The 15433-nt window shown below is 38.9% G+C and carries 18 protein-coding genes, 4 pseudogenes and 1 riboswitch; of the genes and pseudogenes, 12 read left to right on the forward strand and 10 right to left on the reverse strand.

What is annotated here, in order from left to right; all coding sequences use genetic code 11:
• Nucleotides 1–49: 49 nt before the first annotated feature.
• Both DSBG_RS21800 and DSBG_RS11040 read left to right on the forward strand, forming a co-directional pair.
• Nucleotides 50–271 (forward strand): annotated as a pseudogene (locus tag DSBG_RS21800) (DUF3102 domain-containing protein); the annotation flags it as partial.
• Between the two features lie 95 nt (nt 272–366).
• The gene (locus DSBG_RS11040) at nt 367–669 is read left to right on the forward strand and encodes a LapA family protein (protein ID WP_068964383.1); all 303 of its coding nucleotides are present in this window, start codon (nt 367–369) and stop codon (nt 667–669) included.
• Between the two features lie 27 nt (nt 670–696).
• On the opposite strand, the gene DSBG_RS11045 is transcribed toward DSBG_RS11040, so the two are convergent.
• From DSBG_RS11045 to DSBG_RS11070, 6 genes are all read right to left on the reverse strand, one after another.
• Nucleotides 697–1332, reverse strand: coding sequence for a hypothetical protein (locus tag DSBG_RS11045; RefSeq protein ID WP_068964384.1), 636 nt, complete (start codon nt 1330–1332; stop codon nt 697–699).
• Between the two features lie 16 nt (nt 1333–1348).
• Nucleotides 1349–1807, reverse strand: a complete 459-nt coding sequence (locus DSBG_RS11050; RefSeq protein WP_068964385.1) for a hypothetical protein — start codon at nt 1805–1807, stop codon at nt 1349–1351.
• A 147-nt stretch (nt 1808–1954) separates the two neighbouring features.
• Complete coding sequence (locus DSBG_RS11055; protein WP_068964386.1) at nt 1955–3358, reverse strand: sensor histidine kinase; 1404 nt, start codon at nt 3356–3358, stop codon at nt 1955–1957.
• Nucleotides 3351–4049, reverse strand: coding sequence for a response regulator transcription factor (locus DSBG_RS11060; protein ID WP_176716250.1), 699 nt, complete (start codon nt 4047–4049; stop codon nt 3351–3353). Before DSBG_RS11060 ends, DSBG_RS11055 begins: the two co-directional genes overlap by 8 nt.
• Before the next feature lie 287 nt (nt 4050–4336).
• A complete protein-coding gene (locus DSBG_RS11065; protein ID WP_068964388.1) occupies nt 4337–5458 on the reverse strand; it encodes a 4Fe-4S binding protein in 1122 nt (373 codons plus the stop codon).
• A 57-nt stretch (nt 5459–5515) separates the two neighbouring features.
• Complete coding sequence (locus DSBG_RS11070) at nt 5516–6688, reverse strand: 4Fe-4S binding protein (protein ID WP_068964389.1); 1173 nt, start codon at nt 6686–6688, stop codon at nt 5516–5518.
• A gap of 334 nt (nt 6689–7022) precedes the next feature.
• Nucleotides 7023–7118: riboswitch (NiCo riboswitch) on the forward strand.
• A 628-nt stretch (nt 7119–7746) separates the two neighbouring features.
• On the opposite strand from DSBG_RS11070, the gene DSBG_RS11075 reads away from it, so the two are divergent.
• Nucleotides 7747–8505, forward strand: coding sequence for a protein kinase family protein (locus DSBG_RS11075; RefSeq protein WP_242877558.1), 759 nt, complete (start codon nt 7747–7749; stop codon nt 8503–8505).
• 590 nt (nt 8506–9095) lie between these two features.
• Here DSBG_RS11075 and DSBG_RS11080 read toward each other — a convergent pair.
• Nucleotides 9096–9287, reverse strand: a complete 192-nt coding sequence (locus DSBG_RS11080; protein ID WP_068964390.1) for a hypothetical protein — start codon at nt 9285–9287, stop codon at nt 9096–9098.
• A 28-nt stretch (nt 9288–9315) separates the two neighbouring features.
• Nucleotides 9316–9444, reverse strand: a pseudogene (locus tag DSBG_RS24325) (FmdB family zinc ribbon protein); the annotation flags it as partial.
• On the opposite strand from DSBG_RS24325, the pseudogene DSBG_RS24330 reads away from it, so the two are divergent.
• From DSBG_RS24330 to DSBG_RS23085, 6 genes and pseudogenes are all read left to right on the forward strand, one after another.
• Nucleotides 9436–9668, forward strand: a pseudogene (locus DSBG_RS24330) (N-acetylmuramoyl-L-alanine amidase); the annotation flags it as partial. The pseudogenes DSBG_RS24325 and DSBG_RS24330 sit on opposite strands and share 9 nt — an antisense overlap.
• Nucleotides 9669–10391: 723 nt before the next feature.
• Complete coding sequence (locus DSBG_RS11085) at nt 10392–10571, forward strand: SHOCT domain-containing protein (protein WP_348980970.1); 180 nt, start codon at nt 10392–10394, stop codon at nt 10569–10571.
• A 76-nt stretch (nt 10572–10647) separates the two neighbouring features.
• Nucleotides 10648–10941 (forward strand): SHOCT domain-containing protein, encoded by a 294-nt coding sequence (locus DSBG_RS11090; RefSeq protein WP_083236829.1) that lies wholly within the window; start codon nt 10648–10650, stop codon nt 10939–10941.
• Nucleotides 10942–11113: 172 nt separating this feature from the next.
• Complete coding sequence (locus DSBG_RS11095; protein WP_068964392.1) at nt 11114–11455, forward strand: cation transporter; 342 nt, start codon at nt 11114–11116, stop codon at nt 11453–11455.
• Nucleotides 11452–11907, forward strand: coding sequence for a hypothetical protein (locus DSBG_RS11100; protein ID WP_141694296.1), 456 nt, complete (start codon nt 11452–11454; stop codon nt 11905–11907). The genes DSBG_RS11095 and DSBG_RS11100 overlap by 4 nt, the downstream gene beginning before the upstream one ends.
• Nucleotides 11876–12016, forward strand: coding sequence for a hypothetical protein (locus tag DSBG_RS23085; RefSeq protein WP_176716251.1), 141 nt, complete (start codon nt 11876–11878; stop codon nt 12014–12016). Before DSBG_RS11100 ends, DSBG_RS23085 begins: the two co-directional genes overlap by 32 nt.
• A gap of 149 nt (nt 12017–12165) precedes the next feature.
• Here DSBG_RS23085 and DSBG_RS24045 read toward each other — a convergent pair.
• Nucleotides 12166–12234, reverse strand: a pseudogene (locus DSBG_RS24045) (multicopper oxidase domain-containing protein); the annotation flags it as partial.
• A 422-nt stretch (nt 12235–12656) separates the two neighbouring features.
• On the opposite strand from DSBG_RS24045, the gene dsrJ reads away from it, so the two are divergent.
• Nucleotides 12657–13067, forward strand: coding sequence for a sulfate reduction electron transfer complex DsrMKJOP subunit DsrJ (gene dsrJ, locus DSBG_RS11105; RefSeq protein WP_068964394.1), 411 nt, complete (start codon nt 12657–12659; stop codon nt 13065–13067).
• 264 nt (nt 13068–13331) lie between these two features.
• Complete coding sequence (locus DSBG_RS11110) at nt 13332–13592, forward strand: sensor histidine kinase (protein ID WP_083236830.1); 261 nt, start codon at nt 13332–13334, stop codon at nt 13590–13592.
• A 572-nt stretch (nt 13593–14164) separates the two neighbouring features.
• Here the strand turns inward: DSBG_RS11110 and DSBG_RS11115 are convergent.
• The gene (locus DSBG_RS11115; RefSeq protein WP_068964396.1) at nt 14165–14719 is read right to left on the reverse strand and encodes a helix-turn-helix domain-containing protein; all 555 of its coding nucleotides are present in this window, start codon (nt 14717–14719) and stop codon (nt 14165–14167) included.
• A gap of 114 nt (nt 14720–14833) precedes the next feature.
• On the opposite strand from DSBG_RS11115, the gene DSBG_RS11120 reads away from it, so the two are divergent.
• On the forward strand, nt 14834–15427 hold the full coding sequence (locus tag DSBG_RS11120; protein WP_068964397.1) for a LysE family transporter: 594 nt from the start codon (nt 14834–14836) through the stop codon (nt 15425–15427).
• The last annotated feature ends 6 nt before the right edge of the window (nt 15428–15433 follow it).

The following is a 15433-nucleotide window of genomic DNA, read 5'->3' on the forward strand; positions in this document are numbered from 1 at the left end:
GTCATTTTCTTGTGCACCACGCACTCTGCTAGCAATAACTGTGGAAGGAGTTTCTCTAGCTGTAAAGAAGGCCAAGGACCTGCTTCCCCATGGACAATGGGGCAAGTGGTTGCGGGAATCGGTCAGTTACTCCCAGCGAACGGCCGACAGGCTGATGCAGCTCTTCGGCAATCCAAATTCGTCACTGGTGACGAATTTGACTTACACCCAGGCGCTCATCCTTCATGGGATCCCGGAAGAGGAGCGGGATGAGTTTAGCGTGGAGCATGATTCTTTACAACCCCTCTGCACTTCCGTTAAGTAAAAGCAGGAATTTATTACACAGCTGTCGAAATTGTCCAAAAAAAGAAAAGGGGATTACCAAATATGTTCATACTCATCTTAGCCCTTATATTTGCCTTACTTATCGCAATTTTCGCCCTGCAAAATGCATCTCCAGTGGCAATTCAACTTTTTTGGCTTACTAAAGACGTTCCTCTGGTTCTTATTATTTTAGGTTCTGCTTTTATAGGGGCTTTAATTATGTTGTTATTAGCCTTATGGAGAGTGCTAAGACTCAAACGCAAAGCACAGCTCAATAACCAACACATGACTAAAGAAATTCCTACTAATTTACTAACCCATGAACAAGTTGGAGATACAAGTACTGAAACTAACTCTAAACATTGATTTTCAAGAAAGCTTCAGACGAACTCATCAATTACTTACCGAAAAGTTTTTCAAATTCTGCAAGATCTTTGCCAGTTCGAGTAGTCTGAGTTGTTGCTCTGCCCGAATGTTATTCATCGATGTATTTGCTGCCTCAATATCCCCCTGAAGCCTTGCCTGACACAGTAAAGCTAACTGTTCCTGAATCTTACCTTGATGCACACTCAAGATTTCTCGTTCTTGACTGAGAATTTGAATCATCGCTTTATACCTTGTCATTTCCCCCGCACTTATATTACCTCGATCGAGTAGCCTGTTTTGAATGTGCAGTTTCAAATCTTCCGAACAATCTTCGATTTGTGCTTTAACCCTTGTGGTTTCCTCCGTAGTCAATCTAATCAGTTCTCTGTTGCGATTGAATTCCTGTTTTCCAGCCTGCAATGCTTCTGAATTGCCTTTCACCTGTTCAGTCTCGCTGCCTTTTTGTGTTGTCTGTCCGTTACCCTGATCATTTGTCTGCCCGCTTACCTTTTCAGTTGACTGTCCGCTGCTACTACTTTTATTCTGTAAGGAATCACTCTGAGATCCACTGCCTGACTGTCCGACTGCGAAGGTTATTCTACCTGCCCCTAACATGAGCATACATGATATTAAAATTATTAAGATATTTTTTAGTTTAAACATTCTAATCTCTCCTTTGTCAGTCAAACGTTAATTCTAAATACTGCACATCCTCTAAAGATTTAAGACTCTCAATTAATTTATCAATTTCTCCCGTCAATTCATTTAGCGTCTGGATTTTTTGTGCATCTGTATAAACATTGTCTGACTTTGTAATGATGGTGATGCCTCCGTTTGATTCATTTAATGTCTGCTGTTTAGGAGTATCTGTATTAATATTGTTAGACTTTGGGATAATGGCGGAACTTTCGTTCATTTCATTCGCTTGCTGCTCAACAACGGCAAGTGGCCGCGAATCTTCAGAATGGTTAATGTCCTCAGCTAAACTATCTCCGGTTGCCTTCTCACGTTCAGAAATCTTCGACTGGTCTTCTGACACTACTTTTGATAAGGGAAGGGCTGTAGTTTTAGCGCAAGCCACACAGCCGAAAAGGACTAACGCCAGGATAACACTCGGTAGGGTAATCCATCTCTTCATAATCCACCCCCAGATTCATAATTTTTTAGCAGACTCTCTGCAGGTTGGTTGATCAATTCATTAATTGTAGTCTATTAGCAAGTTGTAAAATCCCAATGGATCAATTGTAAACGAACTGTAAAACTTCAGTTTTCCAAGCACTTTAATTTACACTGGCAGAGTGAATATGATTGAAGTTCCTTTTCCTTCTATGCTTTCAGTCCATATGGTTCCTCCGTTCAATTCAACTAAATTTTTAGCAATGGATAATCCCAGTCCTGTACTTTTATCGTCTGTGTTCCGAACTCTGTCGGAACGATAAAACTTTTCAAAGATATAAGGTAAATCTTGCTCTGAAATACCGATGCCATTATCAGAAACAACTAATCGGACATTGTTGATATCGTGCTCAGAGTCAATGGAAATTTGTCCCTCTTCTGATGAATATTTGATAGCATTACTAATGATATTGATCAACACCTGTTTTAAAGCGGAGGGATCAGCCGTTACATAAAGCTGTGAGGAAACTTGATTTGTCATTTGTAGCTTCTTATTCGTAGCTTGATTACCGAACTCAGTCAAAACACCTTCGACTAGCGTGAATAAGTGTAAGTGTTCTTTATGTAGTTCTATTCCACCGGATTGAAGCTTGGCCAAATCCAAAAGATCAGATGTTAAACGAATTAGACGCTTTGTTTCTTCCTGAACCAGGAGCATATACTCACGATGGTCTTCCGGTTCAATAATGCCGTCGATAATTCCCTGAACAAATCCATTAATCGAGGTCAAGGGCGTTCTGAGTTCATGGGAAACATCGGCAACCAACTCACGCCTCATTATCTCAGTCTTTTCAAGCTGATCTTTCATATCATTAAATGAGATGGAGAGCCTGCCAATTTCATCGTTGGATGCAATCAACGTGTGATCGACTAATTCTCCGGTTGCCATTTTTCGAGCTGCCGCTTCCATTTCTTTGATCGGATTAGAGATTCTCATAGAGTTTAAATAGATAAACGGTACACTCACAAGGATCATAGCGACAGCTACACTCCAGATGATCAGGTTCATATGGGCAATATTTTGATTGATGTTGCTGATAGGACAAAGTAAGAGGATCGCTCCTTCTATCGTTCTGTTGATTATCAACGGATACCCTATTAACAAAACATAGGTGCCAAATCCCTCTGAATACAGTTTTTCTCTATAAACTCTCTGGCCCTCCAGCACCAACATCAGGTCCTGTACAATAAATTCCTCATTTAAACCACTCAGTAAAAGTTCTTCCTGCTTTTCAAATAGTTGCTTATCAATTTTCAGGATATATATGACAGATTCTGTGCTGTATCCCATAGCATTAATAGCAGAATCGAGTTCTTTCTCAGAAATATTTTGGGCATATAAATCCTGGGTTAAACGGTTGGCTCTTTGCGCTACCGACTCGAGGTTATCTCTCTTTTGTTCGAAAACGGTGGTTTTATAGATGGAAGCAACTATTAACGTCATTGAGGTTATCACGAAAATAGTAATCAGGAGATATGTAAACAACAGACGTCTAAATATACTTTTAAACATCCGATTTGACCTCCAGTTTATAGCCAACCCCCCAGACAGTTTTGATTTCCCAGCCGCCTGAGGCATTCTTGAGCTTTTCTCTGAGGCATTTGATGTGGACGTCCACAGTTCTGGTATCTCCCGCATACATATAGTCCCATATTTTTTCCAGAAGTTGTTCTCTTGTAAAGACGATATTCTTATTTTTAGCCAAAAAGCAAAGTAATTGAATCTCTTTAGGTTTAAAGTCAACCAACTGCCCATCGATACTGACTTGATACTGATTCATGTCAATCACCAGATTGTGAATCGTAATAATACGTTCCATTATGTCTCTTTCTTCAGGAGACCGTGACTTTAACCTAACCTTCACTCTAGCCACCAATTCCTCCGGATCAAAGGGCTTAACAATATAATCATCCGCTCCAGCGTCAAATCCGGTAAGCTTATCCTTCACCATATCTTTGGCACTGACCATAATCACAGGAATATTTTGTTCAAGCTTAATAAGCTTACAAACTTCCCATCCATTAATCACAGGAATCATTAAATCCAGTAAAACTAAATCCACCTTAATTTTTTGGATCAGGTCCATCGCAGTGCTACCATCATGACAGATGGAAGTTTCATATCCAACTTTTTTTAAATATAGGTTCATTAATTTACAAATGTTCTGATCATCATCCACAATTAGAATTTTGCCTTTTTCCACTAACTCTACTCCTTTCAGCATTACTTGAATTATCCGTAGTTTTAGCCATAGCATGATTATCAGCATTTCGAGGCGTACTTGAACTGATGTTTTCGCTGGGCTTAATTTCTTTCAATAAAGCGCTCATTAAATCGTTTTATTGAAAGAACTCTTAGCTGGTCATTAATAATTAATACTTTATAATCGATTTATTAAGCCTAATCTAATAATTACGGAATAACTGAGAAAAACCCTCCCATACTAAAATAAATTAGTTACAATGGAAGGGCTTTTATAGGAAATGTGGGTTATTGAGTGTTTAGAGATGCTTTAACTTGATCGAAATCATACCCTTCAGAGACTTTGGATATTTCTTTCATCTTAGTTTCTGCGGGAACGTTCTCAGGAATTTTGAATTTCACATAAAATTCTTTTAGATCTGTTTTGGTTGACTCGGCAGCTTCCTTGATACTCATAAACCCTTTGATTTCGTCATAATTAATGGACTCACCCGTTTTTAGTGATGCTGGAGTGAGTTGATATATGCCTAAAGCTTGTGAAGCAACTATTGAACCGAAGAACAGCACCACCACAAGAATGATTACCGTCAATGGCTTTAGTGTCTTATTACCAATCTGGTGAGCTAGAGCGCCTGCCTTGGGGCAATTTAGAACACAGGTCTGACAATTCAGACACTCTGCCGTCGTAACCTTCAAACTGTGCTGGACATCAATATTCATCGGACAACTCTTAGTGCATTGTCCACAGTCAATACACAGACTTTCGTTCCTTACTACTTTAATGGGGCTTATTTTACCTATAATTCCGTAAAATGCCCCCATGGGACAAAGATATTTGCAAAAAAAACGGTCATAAATCAAGGAACCAAGGACAGTAATAACCAGAATTATTAACCCTACTGCCGATTCCTTCCACACACTTTCCAATCCTTCAGGAAGATGCGCATAAGCGGACCATGGATCATAGGGTGCCATCCATAAGCCTGCTGTCTTCCACGCATAAAAAACAGTAACCACAAGCACTATGTATTTGAGATATCTTAAAGGCTTATCGATAGAAGCAGGCATGATCAATTTTCTCTTGAAGAGTTTATGGCCCAGTTTTGCGAAGAATTCCTGAATTGCACCAAAGGGACAAATTAAGCCGCAAAAACTTCGTCTGAAGAGAACTGCAACAATTAGCGTGATGATGAACAACGTCAGGGTTCCTGCAAATATTTTGCTGATGAAGCTTCCGGTTGTGAAGACCTGATAGAGGCTCTCAAGACCTCCGAAGGGACATAATGCATGGATTGAGGGTGCCTTTGCTCCTCCTAATACTTGATGAAGATAGGCCGCAATGCTTATAAGCACAACAAATATGGCCATTAAACCCCATCTCAAAAACTTGATCATTTTATTTCTCTTCACAAAAAGCAACTCCTTTAGTTTTATTCAACCATCTTAGTCTCTAAATAATCAATGTCCTCAATGGTTAGTGGCCTTAAACTTCCCGTTCGGTATTGGTATTCTATGACCCTTGTTAAATTCTATTGATTTTGTCGGGCAAGCAGTTATGCAACTCCCACAGGAGAAACAGTCTGGAGTTATTTTATTCTGCTTCAGGATCGCTTCCATAACTTCTGAGGGACAAGCTTTTGAACATTCTCCACAGGCTATACAGGTCTTATAATTAACCCTAATCTTATAGAAGCTAAATTTTTCAACCATCCACCCAACGAGTCCGAAGGGACAGAAGAAGTGGCACCAGGGTCTATAAATGAAGAGACTTCCTATTAAAATAACGGCGATAAATACTATTCCAATTATTGTAAGGACAGCAGGATTAAATATATTAAAGGGATTGATTAGTTCAATAATGTCTAGAGGCCAGATAAAAGCGATGACTATAAATACAGAAAAGAAGACCACTCTAATCGTATTTGAAACTGCGAAGGGAATTTTATATTGCTTAAATACACCAGTCTTATCATTTGAATTCCTATTTAATCGGAAAATGAAATCCTGGAGGGTACCAAACTGGCATGCCCAAGCACAAATGAATTTGTTTGCTAAAAAAACAACAAGCAGGAAGACTAAAAGGGCAATTAACCTAGGCGGAAAGAAGATCCCTTTGATTGCATAAGCAGAGACTATATCCTTTACCGTTGACATTGAATTAGGTTCTGGACCTAAAATTACTCCGAAAATAATAAAGGATGCAAATAACATATATTTCCTGACGGTAGGCGTTATCTTACCACGCCTTAGAAGCACGAAAGCAACTGCCATAAACACAGCCCAAAAAATAAACTTCGTACCAATAAGTACCGCATTTTTTGAGGCTTCTTCACCCTCAAAATTTAGTTCTTTAATAATCAGATCATTAGCATCTTTTTCACTTATACTGAGTTCCTTCAGTGTTTTTGAGGAATTAGAAGGATCTTTAACTTTAAGGGCATCCATCACAGTTTCAGGATTCAGGTTATTGATTGCTGATATTTCCGAAATAGTCATAGTTAAACCCACCGAAACAGACTTTGGAACGGGCGCTTTTTCAGAATGACCACCGAAAATCTGCGTAACAAAAAAAGATAAGACAAGAATTAGAGTAACTGTAGCAAGAAATGATAGAATCACACCTGTTTTTGCATTTTTCAAAATAAACACTCCGCCTCAAATTTTGTAGACTCAATCGAACTCAATTTTCCACTGGCATATCTCTCCTTGAGAACTGATAATTTCTCCACCGTAGAGTTCAAATTTTAGCGTAAGATGCACCGGCTATACCTACTACTGCTATTATTCCATTGATTATGGCCGAGGTCCTTTTACTTTAGTATGTTAGCCAGATGGCTATAGCATGTCATGAAATTATGGCAAAAGTATGACACTTTTCAAAAAAAGACGTCATTCCTTTGAATTTGTGAAGTCAAAGGAATATTGACAAACTGATTTTTTTAACATATAGTCTTAAAAATTACAGCAATTATATATATTATAAATAGAGCAAGCGATACACTTTCTTGAAGTGTGTGGGGCTGGGCTGGCAAAAGAGCTGGCAGCAGGATAAAATACCTGTGGGACTAATTCTTTTAAATTATAGTCCCACAGGTATTTTTGTACTAGTCAGAAACCCCATGCCGCTACGCGGCACCACTGATGAATTATGATTTTGTCCATACTACTACTACTAAGGCTGGCGAAGGTAGATCGAACTTCTGAACCATCAAATTTCAAATAGACAGGGGCTACTTGACAGCCTCGATCATATCAGGGCAACTAAGGCGACCGCCTTCGCTGAGGCTTGGCGTTAGCCAAGTTTTCTTTATAAATTGGAGATGTTATTTTATGAATTTATGTTGCTTGAGTATCATACATAAAAATAAATTGCTTGTTATAATAGTGCTTTTAATATTTTCTTTGCTGTCATTGTCTATGCCTCATGGACCCGTTGAGACATATCAGCACCATAATTCCCTTGAGTTTATTAAATATGCATTTTTTAAAAGTATTCATTCTTGACTTATTTTATTTCTTATGTAGCTACTTCCAGGGAGTAAATACAAGCATTGTACAAAGCACTCTGATTTTTTTGCATTAATGGCTAGCGTTTGATGACATCAATCCATTGTGCGCAACTATTTAAAGTGGAATCTCAGAAGTGTATTTTAGTAATTAGATTTAATCACAGTAAAAGTTTAGCAAGGAATTGTGGAATTCATTATGTTAATAGGAGTGGGAACAAACAATATCAGCCGTCAGAGCAGATTGCAGAAGACTATACTATCGAGAAAACAATAGGAGAAGGCCGGTTTGGTATCTGCTATCTGGTTTCTGATGGTCAGAAATCGTATATACTCAAGCAACTAAAAAGGGGAATGCTTAAGAAAGCTGGTGCAAAGGCCCGGTATGAGGAAGAAATCTTAAAGAGCATTCAGCATGAGAGCGTTCCCCGGTTTATTAAGAAGATTGAGCGTGAGGACTTCTACGGTTATGTTCTTGAATTTAAGGAAGGTAGAACGTTTGAGGACATTATATATCTTGACAAGTACGTGTTTGAAAGAGAAGAGATATACAGAATAGGATGCCAGCTTGTCGAAATTCTAAAGTACTTGCATTCAAAGAGCATAGTCCATAGAGACATAAGGGTACCAAATACATTATATGATGGACAAAAAGTTAACCTTGTTGATTTTGGGCTTGCTCGTTGGATTAATAACGAGAAATACCGGGCAGATATGGATTTCGCATTTTTGGGAGACTTCCTTCTGCACCTATATTACTCTTCTTTTGAACTCAAAGGATTCAAGAAGCGCCCCTGGTATGACGAATTGCAATTGCTTCCAAAGGAACTAGTATTTTTAAAAAAGCTTATGGGTGTCAATCCAAGGTATACAAGTATTATTGAAGTTGAGCATGATTTTTATAAAACGTTTGAAGAGTTAACCCAACTTACAGCACAGGTCAAGTTATAATACCTGTGCTTTTTGGTTTTTTGCTTCGGATAAAAAGCTTTAATGAACTAAGTTTGATGATCAAGAATCATGAGTTTAGTCAACTATTTCCCCGAGGAAAGTCAAGTTGCCTCTCCCAAATTGTACCATATAGCCGAGCTATTGCATATCATGTACTATCTCTGAATAAAGGAGGAAATGCTAATGGCTTTCGGTGGTGTTGATGGAGCGGCTCGCGTAACAGGTCATGGCCTTGTCGCAGGAATCGCAATAGTCGTCGTAATTATTCTTCTGCTTATCGCAATGGGATTAGTATTCTAATTTGAAAGGAGGAAATATCAATGTACGGTTATGGGGGGGGAGTTAGCGGTGGTAGTTGCGTTGGTGCAGGAATTATCGCAATTGCTATTTTAATTCTTATTGCTTTAGGTGTAATTTTCTAAAAACGGATTTGACAAGGCAGGCTATCATCTTGTTAAGGTGGTAGCCTTTTATATGAGTCATATTAATAAACTATAAATACATTAACGCGCTGTCCTTAATTTAGTCAACTATTCTTGCTTTATAACTAATTGAACTTAGGCAAAAGACGACCAGTTTTTAGCATATACTCATATACCGGGCAAAAAATTAGGGGTACAAGCACCATCAACGCCAGCTCCACCAAATGCCATTGACTTTTCCTCCTTTATTAAGAGACAATCCATAATATGTTTAGTGCGGGTTAAATGGAACAATATGGTAATTGTACCTTCTAAATATTTTGGTCTAGCACCAAGGTATTTCATTGGCATAATGATCAAATATTTCCCCCCATAACAGGGCACTTTATTAAATACATGCAGTTTGGACAGCGATAGGGGGAGATTTACCCAAGCTCAAAAACCGTTTGGGTTTTTCTGATCCGCAATTAGGGCATTTAGATAAATCTAATCCTGTGAGCTTCTGGATGAGGATAATATCATCGGCCATTATCGGATTGACAGTGTGAACAAAGCAAATTGTCCAGGTACAGGATTCCCATGGGATGGACTATTCAAGGATTTGCAAGGAGGAGACAATGTGCTAAAAGTAGCTGTTTTATTGTTTACTAAGGAAGACTATTGGGCAGGTGCCGATGTGGCAGTTAAAAATGGAAACTGTGTATATTTGTTAGACCACTTGATGGTTCAGTTCCTGCTGAGTAAAAATGGCAGTTGAGAATAAGACATTTGAAAACGGAACTATTGACGGATATATGGTGGTCGCTATAGATGGCACAAATTCTTCGGGAGCAATAGGAAAAGCTGTTCAGAATGCTTGAAAAACACCAAAGGTAAGACTCATTGTTCCATAGTGGTGCTAGTGGTGCTGTCATGTCCACTATAGTGATGGGGCGCAAATTGGTTATTGGTTTTGAGATGTACAAACCCAGACAAGATGCTGTTGAAAAGGATGAAGGGGAGTTGAGCGTAGGAAAAAGGCTAATTTCAATTTACTTCCTTATTATTCATGAGAAATTCACAACTTTTTCATGAGAAGATCGTATCCTTAGGTTACACTAAGGACATAAAATCAGTAAATCAAATGTAGCAGAACTATAATGATTCAAATGTGGGAGGAATATTTAATAAAAAAATTCAATAAATAGCAATCGTAGGAACCGCAACTTTAGTTGTAGGGCTTATGACTTTACCAACCCTAGCCGGAAGACCCATCGACAAGGTGGCGGATGGATGGGTCAAATGCAAAACTTCATGCGGCAAACTTTTCAACCAGGTCAACATCAAACGTTAATGAACTCAAACACGAATATGAATAGAAACATGATGGGTGCTGGTAGCACATTGTCCTTAAAATCGAATTATTAAAGGGGAGATTTAATTATGATGATTGGGTTAATCCTAATAGCCATCCTTATTTATTATATGTTTGATTCTTCAAAAACTAGAGGGTCATGTTGTATAAATCATCAATCTCATTCTGATTCTGCCCTAGATATATTGAATGAACGATATGCACGTGGTGAGATTAATAGTGAGGAATACCTTGAGCGGAAACGTGAACTGACGGAGCAAAAACAGACAATATCAATTAAAAAGAGGTAGTATAGGTTCATGTTGTGGTGTAGAAGTCAAAATCCACGGTCTTAGATTTAAATATTTTTTTCAAGGAGGAATTCATATGATGAGTGGTTGGGGAAACATGATGGGCGGCTGGGGAAACGGTTATGGATACGGTGGATATGGAGGCGGCTATGGTTGGATGGGAATCATGGGGTTAATCATGCCGCTTATCTTCGGGATAGGGATAATTCTACTAGCAATCTATGTCTTTCGTCACAACAATTTGAGAGTTCATACAGGAGGGTTTGGCAGACAAAATAGTGGTTTAGACATCTTACGGGAACGTTATGCGCGTGGCGAGATAGATTCCGCTGAATATCAAAGTCGAAAACAGGATTTAGAGGGTAAATGATTAGAAGATAAGGGCAGTGGCTCCACAGGAGACACTGCTCTTTAATAATTATGGCTTGTGTGAGAGACACCTAACAAGGTATGCAAAGATCATAGAAGGGATCAAAAGCTGCGGTTCATTGTTTCTCGACTAGGGGCAAAGGTTTTTTATTTATAATGGGCGGTGAAGAATTATGGTTGCAAAGATGGAAGATAAGAATCTTGTTCAGATAAGCTTGCCCGTGCAAGGTATGACCTGTGCCGCTTGTGGGGCTAAAGTGGAAAGATCCCTGCGGAGCATTTCAGGCGTGAATGAGGTCAATGTTAATCTGTTGTCTAGTAAGGTGGTTTTATCATACGACAAGGATAAAACTAGTGCTCCTCAAATAGTTAAAACGATGATCAATCAGAGTATCAAATTCATGAGAAATTCACAACTCATTCACAGCAAAATCGAATTGATTCGATATACTTTGAGACATAAAGACAAGGTAGATTTGAAAATGTTATTGAGCGAATTTAAGGAGGAAAAATGATGAATAAGATAAAATGGATTGTAGGACTCTCAATTGCAGGTATAATGGCGCTTTCAGGTACGGCTTTTGCACTAACATCTGGATCCGTTGCCGGATTAGCACCGATCGCTGCGACAACTCAAAATCAAGGTTCTGTTGATACCACTGGAACAGGCACAGTTAATTCCAGTTCTCCTTCAACAAGTCAGTCGACGCAACAGAATAATCAACCTGGGACTCCTCAACCAGCAACTACAACACCGCATTCCCCAAATAATAATTCGAATATTACTACTTCTCCAGGTGCTAATGGAAACGGTGGAGGCTACGGCATGATGGGGAGCTACGGTGCTAATGAAAACGGCGGAGGTTATGGCATGATGGGAGGGTACGGCGCTAATGGAAACGCTGCAAGTTATGGCATGATGGGTGGGGGTTATAATGCACAAAACTTGGGGGGTAGGTCTCACTAATGGTGAAGTTGCCACATCAGATCAGGCCATAGCTATTGCGAAAGCTTATACACAAAAACTGAACCAGGACGTTGTTGTACCAATTCTAAATACCGTTGAAGTAAAGTAAAGCAATATCCGCTGAAACAAGAAAGGGTCAGGGTCTCCGTTAACGAGCCCCTGTCCCTCTCATTTTAAGCATGTAAGATTAACTCTACAGTACAGACATTTGTTGTTTTCTATATTATACAGAACCGTTGTCATAATCCCGCCTCCCGATTAAGACATGTTATTAGTCATATGGTGCGGTATGTGGCAGTGAAAAGGCCATTGACCAGGATTATTGGCTGAAAACTACTATCAACAAGATGTAATTCCCTTGAACCAACTCTCAATAAAAAAATCATAGCAATTGTAGGAACCGCAACGGATTTCTGAATGGAATGATATTTATGGTTATTCCATTCGTCATGGAGATTGCAAATTTCTACAGGGTACCGTTAGTTCTGTAAGGGTAGATGTACGAAAAATGAGTAGGCTTGAAACCTACTCATTCCATCTAAAGATATTTTACAAGGTACATTGCAATAGCGGTAATATTTAGGAAGGGTACCATAATATTTGGCAAAAACTTATTTTACATACATAGTTGTGATATTAGAAATAATATAAAAAGTTTATATTATCATGCTAATTATAATTAATAGTGATAAAGAGTAAGCATTAAAAACATGCTGTTATGATCTACAGTAAAGAGGGGGTAAAGAATAATGCATAAAGGTAGTAAAATTACCGTTGCACTTATTATCTTTGTTGCTATCCTTACATTACCTTTCTTTTATAATAGAGGGAAAGTCAACAAAGGGCCAGAAATAAACTTGAATACTTCGGCTATCCTAAAACTAGCTGATAAGCAATGTGTCGAGCCGCCGGAATGGATGAGAGCCAATCACATGCAATTGCTGCTAAAATGGAGAGATGCAGCTGTACGCAATGGTCAGACAGTGTATACCAATAGTCAAGGTAAGTCATTCGAAATTAGTCTTCAAACGTGTTTGAATTGTCATTCCGACCCCGCATTAAATACGTCTGATCAATTCTGTGTTTCATGCCATAATTATGCTGCAGTAAAACCGACATGTTGGAGTTGTCATTCTTGGCCAACGGAGGCAAAGAAATGAGCATTAATCATATTAAGAGAGTATTAAGACGTCGAATCTGCAGGTAAGCACATGGATTATTGATTCAAATTCGAACCCGGTGATGTACCACAATAATATACCTTCTTCTCTGGAACTTATTTGAGTGGTGCGTATTTATGGAAATTGAGGTTGTCCTTTATTATAAGGGCAACCATTATTAATGTTGAGTTGAGTACGTCAGATAGCAGAAGGTGAGTTCGGTCGGCAAATTGAGGTTACCTCACAAGATGAAGTCGTTGTGTAGTGTTGGGTAGGAAGAACAAATACAATTTTATAGCTGTGAGAAATTCCGGTCCCGGTATTCCCAGGGAAGAACTTGAAAATATTCGGGAAAGATTTTATAAGGTTGACAAATCCAGATCCAGGCGTGGAACCGGAACAGGCTTAGGGCTTTCCATTGTTAAAAAGATCGTTGAAATGCATGGCGGAAAAGTAGCGGCGGAAAGCGAACCCGGACATGGTGCCGTTATTACAGTGTACTTATCATCAACTGAACATGTTTAGTGATGTGGGAGTCCCTGAATAAAAGTAATAATTTAGGAGGGAAAAGTAAGATGTGTAAATTTCCCTGTACTCGTAGACGTCTTTTTATTAGTCTTGCTGTCGCCACGATGGTTGTAAAATATGAAGCTGAAGGGACAAGAATATTTTTTGATTTAATCTCTCTACCAGCAAAACATAAGTAGTCCTTTCTGACAGATAAATCGAGAGAGAACCCACATCAATTAAAATAGGTTCTCTCTCGGTTTAAAAATATACTCGTATGGCCGAAGCCATAATTGCACATCCTTTTTAACCGTTCCGGTAACGACGGACTGACTGATGGACGGATATTCATTTACATTTTTGGACAGTTTATCTGTCTATCACCGGACACCTTACTGTGTCATTCTTCGGATGTTAAACGGCGTCAGTAACAGCATGTCGTTCCTTTGAACCAATTCCTTGAGTCTTTGAGGGTTTGTTTTTTTTGAAATTTGTTAGTTTCTTACTCTATTTAGCCTTTATTAAAAAGGGCGAGGTTGTTGTCTTCTTTGTAAGCAGCTCGCCCTTTTTAAGTGGCAATAAGTTTTATTTCATTCAGGATAGTAGATGACCATGCTCAAAAGGCAAATATCATCACCGATATTTTTATAGATATGAGGACGGTCAGCCTTGAATCGAACAGATGAACCACAATCAATGGTTAGTTCCTGTTCATCGACGATGACAACCAGCTTGCCGGAAAAAGCAGTAATAAACTCCTGTGTTCCCAGTGGGTGAGCCTCAGCCTCTAAGTACCCTCCGGTATCTAATTCGATATAATATGTTTCAAAACGCCGCTTGCTATCAAAGGAAAACATAGGATAATTTCGAAACTTCCCATCGTTTTCGATGAGCGGCTGGACAGAGGTTTTCTCAACTACTTCATAATCATTTTCAGGACGCATCATTAACTCAGTAAAGGATATTTTTAAGCCGTTAGCAATCTTCCAAACAATAGAAATGGTGGGGTTTACATCGCCACGCTCAATTTGTCCCAGCATACTTTTACTGACGCCGGACAGTTTGGCGACGGCATCAAGACTTAACTTTTTTTGTTCTCGTAAATGCTTTAAGTTATCCGAAAAAATGGTATTAATATTCTCCAAAAAAATCCCTCCGACTCTTGACGTTATGATGCACAATATGTACAATATAATAAAACGTGCGAAATATTAATCTCTATGCACAGTATATCATACAAATGTTGGGGAGGAAAATTGATGACTAATTTAATGGCATTTTTATCGTTTGTATTCTTGACTGCTTACACTCCTGGGCCAAACAACATTATGGCAATGACCAATGCAAGTCAAAACGGGTTTAAGAAAGGCTTCCGTCTTAATTTTGGCATTTTGATCGGTTTCATCGTTGTCATGACATTGAGTGTGATATTTAGCTCAATGCTCTACCGCTATATTCCGACCGCAGAACCTTATATGTTCAACTTAGGCGCCCTCTACATCCTTTGGTTAGCATGGACGATTGTGAAAGATAGGCCACATGAGGAGAAAAACATTAAATTAAAACTTAACAGTATTTTCACGGGTGCTGTTCTCCAACTTGTTAATCCTAAAGTTATTTTGTATGGAATTACAGCGTTTTCTACGTTTATACTCCCTTATTACCACACTTTACCCGAGCTTTCGGCATTCATTCTGGTGTTGTCCGTAATCGGTTTTTCCGGATGTTGCTGTTGGGCGATGTTTGGTGCAGCATTTCAAAAACTATTTACGCAACATAAAAAGGGGCTCAATATCGTTATGGCACTTCTCCTTGTTTATTGCGCTATATCGCTAAGTCTGTCAGCATTTTAGAGTCCC

Source organism: Desulfosporosinus cupriresistens (genome assembly GCF_001707885.1).
GTDB lineage: Bacteria > Bacillota > Desulfitobacteriia > Desulfitobacteriales > Desulfitobacteriaceae > Desulfosporosinus.